General features: G+C 69.0%; 16 protein-coding genes. 10 read left to right on the forward strand and 6 right to left on the reverse strand.

Annotation, left to right across the window (positions count from 1 at the left end; genetic code table 11):
* Positions 1 to 28 precede the first annotated feature (28 nt).
* Positions 29 to 1,243 (forward strand): AI-2E family transporter, encoded by a 1,215-nt coding sequence (locus tag VH571_RS11805; RefSeq protein WP_423264746.1) that lies wholly within the window; start codon positions 29 to 31, stop codon positions 1,241 to 1,243.
* A gap of 129 nt (positions 1,244 to 1,372) precedes the next feature.
* Here VH571_RS11805 and VH571_RS11810 read toward each other — a convergent pair whose 3' ends face one another.
* From VH571_RS11810 to VH571_RS11820, 3 genes are all read right to left on the reverse strand, one after another.
* Positions 1,373 to 2,173: a DUF1992 domain-containing protein gene (locus VH571_RS11810; RefSeq protein WP_423264747.1), complete on the reverse strand. Its 801-nt coding sequence runs from the start codon at positions 2,171 to 2,173 to the stop codon at positions 1,373 to 1,375.
* A 115-nt stretch (positions 2,174 to 2,288) separates the two neighbouring features.
* A complete protein-coding gene (locus VH571_RS11815; protein WP_423264748.1) occupies positions 2,289 to 2,816 on the reverse strand; it encodes a methylated-DNA--[protein]-cysteine S-methyltransferase in 528 nt (175 codons plus the stop codon).
* Positions 2,813 to 4,339 carry an AlkA N-terminal domain-containing protein gene (locus VH571_RS11820; RefSeq protein ID WP_423264749.1) on the reverse strand — a complete coding sequence of 509 codons (1,527 nt, stop codon included), beginning with the start codon at positions 4,337 to 4,339 and terminating at the stop codon, positions 2,813 to 2,815. Before VH571_RS11820 ends, VH571_RS11815 begins: the two co-directional genes overlap by 4 nt.
* A gap of 190 nt (positions 4,340 to 4,529) precedes the next feature.
* Between VH571_RS11820 and VH571_RS11825 the strand changes: the two genes are divergently transcribed.
* Positions 4,530 to 5,255, forward strand: coding sequence for a gamma-glutamyl-gamma-aminobutyrate hydrolase family protein (locus VH571_RS11825; RefSeq protein ID WP_423264750.1), 726 nt, complete (start codon positions 4,530 to 4,532; stop codon positions 5,253 to 5,255).
* 25 nt (positions 5,256 to 5,280) lie between these two features.
* Here the strand turns inward: VH571_RS11825 and VH571_RS11830 are convergent, their stop codons facing one another.
* Complete coding sequence (locus VH571_RS11830; RefSeq protein ID WP_423264752.1) at positions 5,281 to 5,976, reverse strand: MBL fold metallo-hydrolase; 696 nt, start codon at positions 5,974 to 5,976, stop codon at positions 5,281 to 5,283.
* Between the two features lie 35 nt (positions 5,977 to 6,011).
* On the opposite strand from VH571_RS11830, the gene VH571_RS11835 reads away from it, so the two are divergent.
* The gene (locus tag VH571_RS11835) at positions 6,012 to 6,452 is read left to right on the forward strand and encodes a MarR family winged helix-turn-helix transcriptional regulator (RefSeq protein WP_423264754.1); all 441 of its coding nucleotides are present in this window, start codon (positions 6,012 to 6,014) and stop codon (positions 6,450 to 6,452) included.
* 4 nt (positions 6,453 to 6,456) lie between these two features.
* On the opposite strand, the gene VH571_RS11840 is transcribed toward VH571_RS11835, so the two are convergent.
* On the reverse strand, positions 6,457 to 6,807 hold the full coding sequence (locus VH571_RS11840) for a hypothetical protein (protein WP_123940361.1): 351 nt from the start codon (positions 6,805 to 6,807) through the stop codon (positions 6,457 to 6,459).
* 120 nt (positions 6,808 to 6,927) lie between these two features.
* On the opposite strand from VH571_RS11840, the gene VH571_RS11845 reads away from it, so the two are divergent.
* The 6 genes from VH571_RS11845 (at position 6,928) to VH571_RS11870 (ending at position 11,183) form a co-directional block, all read left to right on the forward strand.
* Positions 6,928 to 8,019, forward strand: a complete 1,092-nt coding sequence (locus VH571_RS11845; protein ID WP_423264756.1) for an FUSC family protein — start codon at positions 6,928 to 6,930, stop codon at positions 8,017 to 8,019.
* Positions 8,020 to 8,023: 4 nt separating this feature from the next.
* Positions 8,024 to 8,464: a DUF1801 domain-containing protein gene (locus tag VH571_RS11850; RefSeq protein ID WP_423264758.1), complete on the forward strand. Its 441-nt coding sequence runs from the start codon at positions 8,024 to 8,026 to the stop codon at positions 8,462 to 8,464.
* Between the two features lie 3 nt (positions 8,465 to 8,467).
* Positions 8,468 to 9,043 (forward strand): YdeI/OmpD-associated family protein, encoded by a 576-nt coding sequence (locus tag VH571_RS11855; protein WP_423264760.1) that lies wholly within the window; start codon positions 8,468 to 8,470, stop codon positions 9,041 to 9,043.
* A 38-nt stretch (positions 9,044 to 9,081) separates the two neighbouring features.
* On the forward strand, positions 9,082 to 9,771 hold the full coding sequence (locus VH571_RS11860) for an esterase/lipase family protein (RefSeq protein ID WP_423264762.1): 690 nt from the start codon (positions 9,082 to 9,084) through the stop codon (positions 9,769 to 9,771).
* 449 nt (positions 9,772 to 10,220) lie between these two features.
* The gene (locus VH571_RS11865) at positions 10,221 to 10,754 is read left to right on the forward strand and encodes a MarR family winged helix-turn-helix transcriptional regulator (RefSeq protein ID WP_423264764.1); all 534 of its coding nucleotides are present in this window, start codon (positions 10,221 to 10,223) and stop codon (positions 10,752 to 10,754) included.
* 213 nt (positions 10,755 to 10,967) lie between these two features.
* Positions 10,968 to 11,183 (forward strand): hypothetical protein, encoded by a 216-nt coding sequence (locus VH571_RS11870; protein ID WP_055961719.1) that lies wholly within the window; start codon positions 10,968 to 10,970, stop codon positions 11,181 to 11,183.
* Between the two features lie 19 nt (positions 11,184 to 11,202).
* Here the strand turns inward: VH571_RS11870 and VH571_RS11875 are convergent, their stop codons facing one another.
* A complete protein-coding gene (locus VH571_RS11875; RefSeq protein ID WP_423264766.1) occupies positions 11,203 to 11,592 on the reverse strand; it encodes a VOC family protein in 390 nt (129 codons plus the stop codon).
* A 349-nt stretch (positions 11,593 to 11,941) separates the two neighbouring features.
* Here VH571_RS11875 and VH571_RS11880 point away from each other — a divergent pair, with 349 nt between their 5' ends.
* The gene (locus VH571_RS11880) at positions 11,942 to 12,628 is read left to right on the forward strand and encodes a hypothetical protein (RefSeq protein WP_123940349.1); all 687 of its coding nucleotides are present in this window, start codon (positions 11,942 to 11,944) and stop codon (positions 12,626 to 12,628) included.
* Positions 12,629 to 12,770 lie beyond the last annotated feature (142 nt).

A 12,770-nucleotide genomic window follows, 5' to 3' on the forward strand; every position in this document is an offset into this window, starting at 1 on the left:
CGTCCAGAAAGCCGAGCACACGCAGCTCATGAAGATCCCCGGTTTCTCTCACTCTTCCGACGATTCGCGCGACCCGCGCGACCCGCGCGCCCCGCGCGACGCCCGCGTCTCGGCCGGCCCGGTCGTTCCGGCATTCCGGGCCGACGACACCGTGTCGAACGGCATGAAGATCGCAGGGGCGTGGGGGTGGCGGATCCTCGTCGTCGTCGCCTGCCTCGCCGTCTTCCTGTTCCTTATCGAGAAGCTCGCCGAAATCGTCGTGCCGTTCTTGATCGCGCTGCTGATCTCGGCTCTGCTGCAGCCGTTCGTCCGCCTGCTCGAGCGCCACCGCGTTCCCAAGTGGCTGTCGATCGTCGTTGCGCTGCTGCTGGCGATCGTCATCTTCGGCGGGCTCGTGCTGCTCGTCGTCCTGCAGGTGCGTGCCGGGCTCCCCGCACTCGAGAAGAAGTCGGTCGACCGGTTCGAGGTCGTCAAGCAGTTCCTCGCCGCGCCCCCGTTCAACCTCACGAGCAGCGACTACAACTCGGTACTCGACTCGGCCACCACGGCGATCCAAGACAGCTCGAAGTCGCTCCTCTCCGGTGTCGCGGCAGTTGGGCTCGGGGGTGCGCACTTCATCGCCGACGGCCTGCTGACGATCTTCGCGACGATCTTCATGCTCATCGACGGCGACGGCGTCTGGAAGTGGGTCACCCGGCTGTTCCCGCGTCGCGCCCGCGCCGCGGTCGACGGCGCCGGTCAGGCGGGCTGGCACACGCTCGCCACGTTCGTGCGCGTGCAGATCTTCGTCGCGGCGGTCGACGGACTCGGCGTCGGCCTGTTCGCGTTCTTCCTCGGGCTGCCCCTGGCCGTCCCGATCGGCGTCCTGGTGTTCCTGGCATCGTTTATCCCGGTCGTCGGCGCCATCGTCTCGGGGGCCTTCGCCGTCGTGATCGCCCTGCTGTTCATCGGCCCGCTCCAGGCGCTCATCATGCTCGGCGGCGTCATCATCGTGCACCTGCTGGAGGCGCACGTGCTCCAGCCGCTCGTCATGGGCAACGCCGTCAAGGTGCACCCGCTCGCGGTCGTGTTCGCGGTGGCCGGCGGTTCGTACATCGCCGGGATCCCGGGCGCCCTGTTCGCCGTGCCGACGATCGCCGTGCTCAACGTGATGGTGACGTACGTCGCGCGCGGCAAATGGAAGTCGGAGTCGCAGCGCGCGGCCGAGAAGGATGCGACGTCGGAGGTCGTACCCGAGGCGTAACACTCGGCTGCTGCCGCTGGCGGTTTGTCGCCGCCAATTTGAGAGCGATCCTGGCTCTGGGTCACACCCGTTACTGCTGTATGGGGGTGCCTCAGCCGGATCGCTCTCAGATTTTCCAGGCGAACAAGCTCAGGATCCGGCGACCCCGCCCCCGAGCCCCCGCTCCTGGGCGCGCCGAGCCCGAGCGGCCCGGCGTCGGGCTCGCCATGTCGTCTGCTGGGCGGCTTCTTCGGCCTGGGCCAGCGCCGCTGACTCTGCCTCTGCCGCGCGCCGCTCCTCCCTCCGCGCCTGCCACCGCCCCACCTCGGCGTCGGCATCGCGCAACGGCGTCACCACGGGTGGCCCGCCGGCGAGCTGCCGCCGAGCCTCGACGATGCGCGAGTTGAAGTCGGCGAGGGTCGCGCGCACCGACGCCTCAGTCGCCATCGAGTCGAGGAGGTCGTCGAGCTGCGCGTTCTCGGTGCGGAGAGACAGCGCCGGAGGGGCCACCCCCGAAAGACCCTCGCGTTCGATCTTGGCTTTGATCCACCAGTCGGGATCGTGGCCGCCGGTGAGCCCGGGGAGCGGCTTGCCGGCGAGCGGCGAGTTGTCGAACTCGCCGGCGTCGATTGCACGATCGAGGGCGGTCTTGGCGATGGCCCGGAGTTCGGCGGCGGTGGGGGCGCGCTTCGGGTCCGAGCGGAGTGCGGCGGTGGCGCCTGCGGCGGAGAGGTCAGCGCCCGCAGCGCCAGCCTCAGCGGCCCGCGCATCGGACTCGGCGCGCTCGAGGCGGTAGCGGACCGCGGCGAGGGACGGATCGCGGCGGGCCGTGTCGCGCACACGCTCGACCTGCGAGGACGGCGCGGCAGCGGGTGAGCGACCCGAAGCGCGAGGGGCGGTGGGCCCTGCGGCGGGTGGTCTCGGATCCTGCGGTTCGTGTTGCTCGGCCATCACCGCCACGCTACGCCGCACCCGTGCAAATTCGAAGGAGATTCGGCGGCCTGACCCCCGCCGATCGCACTGTCTGCGTTGCGGCGGGGGCATTTCTCCTTCGAATTTGCAGGCGCTACGCGAAGAGGGCGGGCTGCACCGCAGGCACCGGCCGCCCGGCGACCCCCGCCTCGACGCCCAGGAGATGCACCTTGCGTTCGACGCCGCCGCCGAAGCCCGTCATCGCGCCATTCGCTCCGATGACGCGATGGCACGGCACGATGATCGACAGCGGATTGCGCCCGTTGGCGAGCCCCACGGCACGCACGGCCTTCGGGTTGCCGAGCGCCACGGCGATCTCGCCGTAGGTGCGGGTCTCGCCGTACGGAATGAGCGCGAGCTGCTGCCACACGGCCCGCTGGAAATCGGTGCCGACCGGGTCGAGCGCGATGTCGAAGGTGCGCCGCGACCCGGCGAAATACGCCGCGAGTTGGTCGGCGGCGGCGGCGAAGACCCCGACGGACGGGTCGACCCGATCGCCGAAGGTCTCGCGGCCGGGGGCATGACGGTGGTCGACCATGTAGAGCGCTCGGAGTGCGGTCGAGTCGGCGTCGGCGACGAGCGTGAGTTCGCCGATGGGGGAGTCGATGGTCGTGAAAGTCATGCGGGAGGCCCTTCGAGAGGAGGCAGAACGACGTCGTGGTCGGGAATCGTGTTGACGGCGTGCGGGCTGAGCGCCCAGAGGTATTGCACGGCGTAGGCGCGCCACGGCGACCAGGCGCGCGACGCTGCCTCGAGACCGCGCTTGTCGGTGGGCAGACCGAGGGTGGCGGCGATCTTGACGACACCGAGGTCGCCGACGAGGAAGGCGTCGGGGTCGCCCAGGGCGCGCATCGCGATTGTCTCGATGGTCCACGGCCCCATGCCGGGCAGTGCGTCGAGGCGTCGGCGGGCCTCGGCCCAGTCGGAACCGGCACCGAGATCGACAACCCCCGAGGCAATCGCCCCGGCGACGCCGAGCAGGGTTCGGCGACGGGTACCGGGCACACGAAGGGCCGCGTCGAGCGCCTCCGATGACGCACCGGCCACGGCCTCCGCCGTCGGGAACAGGTGGGTCAGGCCGCCGTCGGGGTCGTCGATCCGTTCGCCGAACGCCTGAACGAGTCGCGCCGCATGAGTGCGTGCGGCGGCCGTGGAGACCTGCTGCCCGAGCACGGCCCGGAGCGCGAATGCCTCGGGGTCGGAAACCCGCGGAACGCGCCGCCCGGGTGCCGCCTCGACGGCAGTGCGAAGATGCGGATCGGCCCGAAGGTGGCTGACGATGGCCACCGGGTCGGCGTCGAGATCGAGCAGACGACGCACCCGACTCACGGCCGCCGAGACATCGCGGACGTCACTGAGCCGCAGGGTGACCGGAAAAGCAGAGCCGATCGGGCGGCGCACCGAGACGATGCCCCAGCCCCGAGGCAGACGCAGGGTCGTTCGGTATGCCCCGTCGCGGAACTCTTCGACACCGGGCACGCCCGTCGCGATGAGATGCCCGAGCAGGTTCGACGGGTCGAGGGGCTCTCGGAACGCCAACCGAAGGTGGATGACGGTGCCGTCGGGTGACGGCCGGGCGTCGGTGCCGGCCGCCGATCTCAGGGCACTGGGAGTCGTCGCGTAGGTGGCACGGAGCACGTCGTTGAAGGTGCGCACCGACGAGAACCCGGCGGCGAACGCGATATCGGACATCGGCAGATCGGTCGACTCGATCAGGATCCGTGCCGACTGCGCGCGTTGCGCCTGCGCCAGAGCGAGGGGCCCGGCGCCGAGCTCGTCGTTCAGAAGCCTCTCGACCTGGCGGACGCTGTAGCCGAGGCCCTCGGCGAGACGTGGCACACCCTCCCGGTCGACGACGCCGTCGGCGATGAGCCGCATCGCCCGCGCCACCGTGTCGGATCGGACGTTCCACTCGGGAGAGCCGGGCACAGCGTCGGGCCGACACCGCTTGCAGGCACGGAAGCCCGCCGCCTGAGCCGACGCCGATGACGCGTGGAACACCATGTTGGCGTCTTTCGGAGTGCGTGCCGGGCAACTCGGCCGGCAGTAGATGCCGGTGGAGAGGACTGCCGTGTAGAAGAAGCCGTCGAAGCGCGCGTCGCGGCTTCGGACCGCGCCGCGGCAGACCGTGTCGTCGAGGTGCATGGCTCCATCCTCACACCGGCCCCTGACACCCGCTAGCGGTTTTGCGACACGGCAGTGGTGCCCCGCGCCTGCCCGATCCGCCGCACCGCGTATCCCGGACTCCCCCGCGCGCCGCGGCACGTCTCCGAGTCCGCAACGCGTCTCGCGGCAGCCCGCGCCCCCAACAGCGCCGCTCTGCCACAATCGTCGCGTGAACGAGCAAAGCCAGCACCCCCGTCTCCTCCTCGTCGACGTCAGCGACCGCGAGCGCGCCGACCCTGCCTACGGCGCCGAGTTGCGCACACTGAGCAAAAGCATCGCGGCGGCGGCCGTCCGCACGGGGTTCGCGGTGCGGCGCGTCGTCTCGGACGACGCCGACCTCGAGACCGAACTCGCCACCTCGGATGCCGTGCTTCTTACGGGTGGTGAGGATGTGGATCCTGCGCTCTACGGCGGCGCAGCCGACTACCCCGGGCGAGAAGAGATCTTCGGCGACGCCGACCGAGCCCAGACGGCACTCGTGCGGGCGGCGGTCGCGTCGGGCACACCGCTCATCGGCATCTGCCGCGGCATGCAGGTGATCAACGTGGCGCTCGGCGGCGATCTCGTGCAGCACCTCCACGACGGCGGTCACGTCGCGGCCGGTCCGGCAGGATCCGACATGCTGCGGCACGAGGTCACGGTCGAGCAGGGCTCCCAGCTCGCCGCGATCGTCGGCAAGACCGCGCTCACCGTGCAGTCGTCGCACCATCAGGCCGTCGACCGGCCGGGGTCGGGCTTGCGAGTCGTGGCCCGGGCGAACGACGGCACGGTTGAGGCGATCGAGCACGAGTCGGCGCCGATGTGGGCGGTGCAGTGGCACCCCGAAGACCGAGGATCCGACGGAACCGTGCTCGACGACCTCCTCGCGGCGGCTCGCGACGCGGTTGCCGGCTAGGCCGCTCCGGCCACGCCGAGGGCAGCTAGAGCGTCGTCGACTCGCCGACCGCCAGCAGCGTCATCGGCACTCCCGTGAGGCCGTCGGCGCCGAGGAACTGGGCCGTCGATCCCTTGCCGGCATCGCTCAGCATCAGGTCGTGGATCTGGATCGTCGACGTCGGAGCCACGGCACGCACGTAGTCGACGGCCTGCTCGGTGTTGATCCAGGGTCCGCTGACCGGCATGAGCAGCGTCTCGACGGGCACGCCCGGCTCGAGGTACGCGTCACCCGGGTGGAAGACGGCGCCATCGATCAGGTAGCCGACGTTCTGCACGAGCGGGATGTCGCGGTGGATCACGGCGTGATCGTCGCCGAAGACCGCGATATCGAACCCGGCGGCAGTGAAGGTGTCGCCAGCCGAGACGGTGACGATCGTGCCGACCGACTCGGCGGCAGCAGCAGAGTCGCCGGCGGAACGCAGGGCCGACGAGAGGGCCGATGTGACCGACGCCGGGGCGTAGACCGTCAGCTCGGGTCGGGCGCCGAGGGCCGCGGTGAGCACCTCCACGTCGAAGTGGTCGGCGTGGTCGTGCGTGACGAGCACAGCCTCGGCGGACGCCACGAGCTCGGCCGAGTTCGGCGTGTAGCTGCCCGGATCGACGACCAGCGATTTCTCGCCCTTGGTGAAGACGACCGTCGCATGGGTGTATTTGGTGAGGACCGTTCCGGTGAGTTCCATCCCGCAACTATACAGCCAAACTGTATAGTTGCCGCATGAGCACCGACCCCTTCGACCTCGACTCCGCCGACGAACTCCGCCGCTCGGTCGGAGTGCTGGTCAGAGCCGTCCGCGACCGAACCGCTCACGAGAGCGACGGGCAGATCGAGACGCTCGGCTTTCTGATGCGCGACGGCGCCCAGAGTATCGCGGCGCTGGCTCGCCTCCGCCGCATTCGACACCAGAGCGCCAGCGCCGTCGTCGCCGAACTCGAGCGGGCCGGGCTCGTCGCCCGAGCCTCCGACCCTGACGACGCCCGCGGCGTGCTCATCACGCTGACGACCGCAGGATCCGCCGTTGTCACCGAATCACGCCGCCTCCGCGCGGGCGTCGTGCTCGAGGCCGCTCGCGAGTCGCTGTCGATCGACGAGCGTGCCCTGCTCGCCCGCGTGCCCGCGCTGCTCGACGCGCTCTCGGAGGCGATGGCCGACCGCTGATCAGCTAGTGCGCGGGGCCGAGCAGCACGGCGAACAGCGCAGCAGCCCCGCCGACGATGTAGAACAGCGTTCCGATCTGCATCGTTCGCGTCTTGTTCCGGTCGGCGATCGGCACACTCACCTCGAGGATCGGGCACCCCGACCAGCCCATGAGTCCGATGCTGAGCGCGGTAAGCGCGGCCCCCACCCACCACAGCACGGCGATCCCGCCAGCCAGAACGGCCGGCCGCCACCCCGAGGCGAGGAGCAGCCCGAGGGCCAGAGCCACCGAGCCGGCAGCACCGATAAACCAGATCGTGCCCGTCCACATGATTCGCTGGAGGTTCTGCTCGGGGGTCATCAGATCGTGGGTCACGGAGACATCTTTCTCCTGTGCGGCCTGTTCCGCTAATCCACGGCGGAACGATCAGAGCTGAGTGCGGTTCAGGATCCGACAGCCCTCGCTTTTATACAGCTATAGTTATATAATTACGTGATGCACTCGTCCACCGCGCCCACCACCATCCGCTCGGAGTGGCGACGCGAGTTCCTCTCCGTGCTGCCGCACAACCGAGCTCACGCCGGAGCGATCCGCGCGGCCATCGCGGTCGTGCTGCCGATCGCGATCCTGTCGCTCACGGGCCACCCGACCCTCACGCTGTACGCGACGTTCGGCGCCATGGCCGGAGTCTTCGGCCGCCACTCCACGTATGCCGCCCGCTGGCGCCTGCAAACCGCCGCCGGCCTGGCGCTCACCACCGCAGTGGTCGTCGGCACCCTGGTCGGTGTCGTGGCCCCCGCCTCCTTCCTCGCCGTCGCTGCGATCGCCGTCCTCTCGGTCGCCGGCCTCCTCCTCTCCCGCCGCATCGGCCTGCTCCCGGTGCCGTCGCTGTTCCTGGTGTTCGCGACCGGGAGCACCTCGGCGTTCGCCCATGCACCGGCCGACCTCATCTGGGCGGCCGTGCTCCCTCTCGGCGCAGCGACCTTTGCGGTGCTGCTGGGGCAGGTGGGCCGGATCCTGCCGTCTCTGCGCGACAGCGCCGCAACCTCGACGCCGGCCAAGCACGGCCTGCGCCCCGCGGTTCCGTTCCGCGACATCCTCGGGGCGCCGGGCGTCCGCCGCGACATCGTCCGCTACCTCGTCGGCCCACTCGCGGCGGGGGCCCTCGCCACCGCGGTCGGCATCGGTCACCCCTACTGGGCCGCCGTCGCCGCCACCGTGCCGCTCTCGGGCGCGACGCTCGGGGCCCAGCTGGGGCGCGGCAGTCAGCGTCTGGTCGGCACGATCCTGGGGGTGGCTCTCGCCGCCCTTTTGCTCAGCTTCGACCCGCCCCTCGTCTGGTTGATCGTGATCGTCGCCGCGGCGCAGCTCTGGGCGGAGCTGTTCATCCTGCGCAACTACGCGCTGGCGACCGTCGGCGTCACGCCGCTGGCTCTGGTGATGGTGCATCTCGCATCGCCGCTGCCCCTGGCCGAGCTGGTGAGCGATCGCCTCGTCGAAACGGTGATCGGTGTCGTCGTCGCCGTCGTGGTGCTCGTTGCTACCCCCGCACACCCTCGACGGGAACCACGACTCGCGCCACAATGAGCGCATGAACGACACAGCCGCAGGTGCAGACACGGCAGCCCCCACCGCCGCGGAGCAGATCGACGCTCTGATCGCCAAGCACCCCGATTGGCGGGGCGCGCGCCTCGCTCAGCTGCGCGCCATCATCCGATCGGTCGACCCCGCGATCGTCGAGACCTGGAAGTGGATGGGCTCCCCCGTCTGGGAGCTCGGCGGCATCATCTGCGTCGGCAACATCTTTAAGGGCAAGGTGAAGATCGGCTTCATGGACGGCGCCGCGCTGCCCGACCCGAAGGGCATCTTCAATGCCGAGCTGGAGGGCAACAAGCGCCGCTCGATCGACTACTTCGAAGCCGACGTCGTCGACGAGGAGGGCCTCCGCGACCTCGTCCGTGCGGCCACCACCCTGATCGCGGACCGCACTTCCGCAAAGGCCGCGGCCAAGGCGTCCCCGAAGACGAAATAGCCGGTGACCGAGGATCCGCGACTCGTCGTCAGAGACCAGGCGGCCTGGCGCACCTGGCTCGATGCCAACGAGGCCTCCTGCGATGGCATCTGGCTCATCCTGGCCAAGAAGGGCACGAGCGAGCCCACGTCGCTGACCTACCCGCAGGCTCTCGACGAGGCGCTTTGCAGCGGGTGGATCGACGGCCAAAAGAAGGGCGTCGACGAGCAGGTGACGAGTCAGCGGTTCACGCCGCGACGGAAGGCGTCGCTCTGGTCGCAGCGCAACATCGGCCTCGTCGCCGCGCTCACGGCGGAGGGCCGGATGCGCCCCCGCGGCCAAGCAGAGATCGACCGGGCCCAGGCCGACGGGCGCTGGGATCGTGCCTACGCCGGGCAGGCCACCGCCGAAGTCCCGGACGATCTCGTAGCAGCCCTCGCATCCGCGACACCGGCGGCGGCAGTCCTCTTCGCCGGGGCATCGAGCGCCAATCGGTACGCGTTCATTCATCGACTCGTGACGGCGCCGAATGCCACGACTCGCACCAACCGCCTCGCGAAGCTGATCGCGATGCTGGAGCGCGGCGAGCTGCCGTTCTGACGCGGCCCGGCCTGCGACGAGATGAGTAGCGTCGAGTCGTGAAGCTCTCCGCACTCGCACGTCGCATCGCGCGGAACATCGTGTGGTGGGTGCGGGATTACGCCTTCGCAGCTCACTGGCAGGTGAGGGCGATCGTCGGGCGCCGGGATCCTGGTCTCTATCTCAGTGGAGAGGGACGCCCGGTCGTCGTGATCCCGGGGGTGTGGGAGACCTGGGCGTTCCTGCGACCCCTCATCGCGCGGGTCCATGCCGCCGGCCACCCCGTGCACGTGCTCGATTCGCTCAACTGGAACAGCCGGCCGGTCGAGGCGACCGCACACGATGTCGCCACCTATGTGCTCGAGCACGAGCTGACCGATGTCGTGATCGTCGCCCACTCGAAGGGCGGACTGATCGGCAAATACGTGATGGCGCTGCTCGACGACGCGCACCGGATCGAGTCGATGGTCGCGATCTGCTCGCCGTTCTCGGGTTCGCGGTACGCCCCCTGGTTGGTGCTGAAAAGCCTCCGTGCGTTCTCCCCGCGCGACGCGACGACACTGCTTCTGGCCCGCAACCGGGAGGTCAACGCCCGCATCGTGTCGATCTTCGGCGAGTTCGACCCGCACATCCCCGAGGGCAGCAGTCTGCCGGGGGCCGAGAACATCCGGTTGCCTGCGGGCGGACACTTCAGGATCCTGGCGCTCCCCCGCACGATCCGAACCGTCCTCGCCGTTGCGGCCCGCTGAGCCCGGCCCCTGCCGCTCGTCCCCGCGCTTCGGCCCGGCGGTGCTCCGCGGCTACCCCCTGCCCCTGCGTGCCTGCCTGCTTACCTGCCCGCCTCGCGTGATATATCGATGCTGGCTTCGGGGGCCGACCCTTTGTCAGAGACGTTTTGCGCGCCATCAAATTCGACCGAAATCGAAAGGGCCGCGGCCACCGTTTCGATCCGCGTCAAATTTGATGCGGCGCAAAACGTCTCTAGGGAGATGCCACCTCCCGGCGACGGCCAGCGCAACGCAGCAAAGCACGGCCCGGCACAGCACAGCTGTGCACAACACAACACAACACAACACGACACACTGCCCTGCCGCAGAACGACATCCCTGGCCGTGACCAGCGGCGGTGGGTAGATTCAATACTGTCGCGTCGCGCTGATTCGATCGAGATGCCGGGCTTTCGGCTCCAGGAGAACAGCATGAACGACGAGGCCGTCACACCGCCCCTCTACGATTTCGATCCGGCCACCCCCTCCGGCGCCGTGATCCAAGCGCTCTACGCCCTGCAAGACGCCGAGGCCCTGCACCGGTGCCGACTCCGAGACCACTTCGGTATCGGGGCCAATGACCTCAGCGCCATCGAGTACATCGCACGCCTGGAGAACGTCGGGCGCACCCCGCGCCCCCGCGATGTGACCCACATGCTCGGGGTGACGAGCGCCGCCACCACGATTCTGTTGAACAGGCTCATGACACGGGGGTTTGTGACGCGGCAGCCGGATCCTGAGGACGGTCGCGGCCAGCTCCTCGGCCTGACGCCCGTAGCCCGGGCTATGCTCCAGGACGCGGCGGGCACGAGCCAGCACGCCCTGCGGGTCAAGCTCTCAACGATCACCGCGCGCGAAGCGAAAAGAGTGGTCAGTCTGCTCGACGCGGTCACCCTCTCGCTCGACAAGGGCGCACCGGTCGCTAAGCCACTTAACGACATCGACCCCGCAATGTCGGTGGTCTGACCTAGTCTCGAAGAGATCGGGATGCACAATCCCTCGGCGTGACCATCGATCTCTCTCCCCTTGTTTCGGGAGTCCAGGCGGTACGTCGGGTGTCCCGGACGAGACGAAGCTTTACGCGGCTTCACCAGAATCGCAGGTCGCCATGACCCCGCCCATCACCCATTCGCTGCCCTCCGGCCTCGCGCCGGCCTCTCTTCTGCTGGCGGTTGTTGCATGAGCAGCCTTTACCGCTCCGAGCCCTCCGTCGAACCTGTCCGCATCTCGACCCTGCGTCATCGCCGCGCGCCAGCCATCCTGCTGCCGTCGTCCCCGCAGCAGCAGCCCCTCGAGTCCGAGCCGACATACGCCGACTTCATCGGCAGAATGGCGACCGCGGCGACTGACCGCCTCGTCGGCACACGCACTCTGAACGAGCGCGACGCGTCGTAAACCTGTCTTAGGGTCGGGCCTACGCAGCGACGAAGAACTCCAGGGCGACGCCGTCGGGATCCTTGACGCTCAGGGCCGTGCCGTAGTCCGCCTCGACAAGGCCCGAGTTGGCGAACCCGACTGCATCGAGGTGCGCTGCCCAGGCTCGCAACTCGTCGAGACCTTCCACGGCGAATCCGACGTGGTCCAGCCCCGGTGTGAACGGATCGAACCGTCCACCCGCGCCCCGCTCATGCTGAGTGAGACCGATATTCGTCCCTGAGGGCAACTGGAAGAGCCGCCGCGACAAGCCGTCTCCGTCGAGGGAGCCGATCGGGCTGAACCCGAAGAGTCGCTCATAGAAGGCACTGCTCGCGTCGAGGTCGCTGACGGTAATGGCCACATGGTCGATTCCGGTAAGTGTCGGCATGCATCCATCCAACCCCGGGCGACTCCTCAAGGCCCTCGCACGCACCGCCGCGAAGTAGACGATCGCTCAATACCATCCGGTCCGGTTTGTGTCCAGGCCTTTTGTGGGGACTGCGCCGGAGTGAGTATTGGGTCGTTCCGGCGGCAAGGATCAGGGTTGCCGGGCACGGCATGGGGCCGGTTCGGGTCGGCCCCATGCCATCACTCTCGCGAGGGCCCTGCCAAAAGTTTTTCGCGAGCAAGCAAACCCTTTGATGGACGGTAGCGAACACAAGACATCGGGCAAACGCCCCAGCTACACGCACCGGGCTTACCGGAAACGTCCAAGCAACATCCATCAAAGGATCATCATGCGCAAGTTCTCGAAAGCTACAGTCGGATTCGCTACCGCCGGCCTCCTCGTCGCCGGCGTCACCGGCCTCGGCGTCTCCACCGCCTACGCCGCCCCCTCGTCCTCGAACGTCCACCTCGCCGCGTCATCGTCGACCGTCCCCGCCCCGGCCGCAGCCGTCCCCGAGATCTTCGGCGGAGACACCTCCGTCGCCCTCGACAGCGACTTCCTCGCCGCGTTGAAGAGCCTCGGCCTCACCCCCTCCACCGAGGGCAAAGCCACCCTCACCGGCAGCGACATCGCCTTCCCCATCACCGGCGGATCGCTCGTCTACTGGTCGCCTGACGGCTCCTACCGCCCCTACGTCCAGGGCATCGTCGAGCACGACGGATCCGGCCTGAACCTCACCGCCGGCTCCACCAAGGTCACCCTCGAGAACTTCACCGTCAACCCGGGTAACTCCAAGCTCTACGGCGACGTCCTCGTCAACGGCAAGATGGCCGTCCAGCAGGCCTACATCTTCTCCCTCCACGGTGGCAGCCTCAAGCCCCTCTCCATGGACGGCAAGAACGGCGTCCTCACCGGCACCACCGTCCACGTCTCCGGCGTCGCCGCGAAACTCCTGAACTCCACCTTCAAGACCGACGCCGTCAAGGCCGACCTCCTCGTCGGAGTCGCCACCATCAGCGCCCAGATCACCGAGTAACACCCCCTCCACGAAGAGCCCGCCGCATCCCAGCGGCGGGCTCTTCGTCAGTTGCCAGCCCGCCCCTCCATTCGGCGGCCAGGAGTCTCCCGCTGGCGCATCGGCGGGGGATCAGCCCGGAGACCGGATTTCTCCGGGCGCC

Source organism: Frondihabitans sp. 4ASC-45, from assembly GCF_049472575.1.
In the GTDB taxonomy this organism is placed as follows: domain Bacteria; phylum Actinomycetota; class Actinomycetes; order Actinomycetales; family Microbacteriaceae; genus Frondihabitans.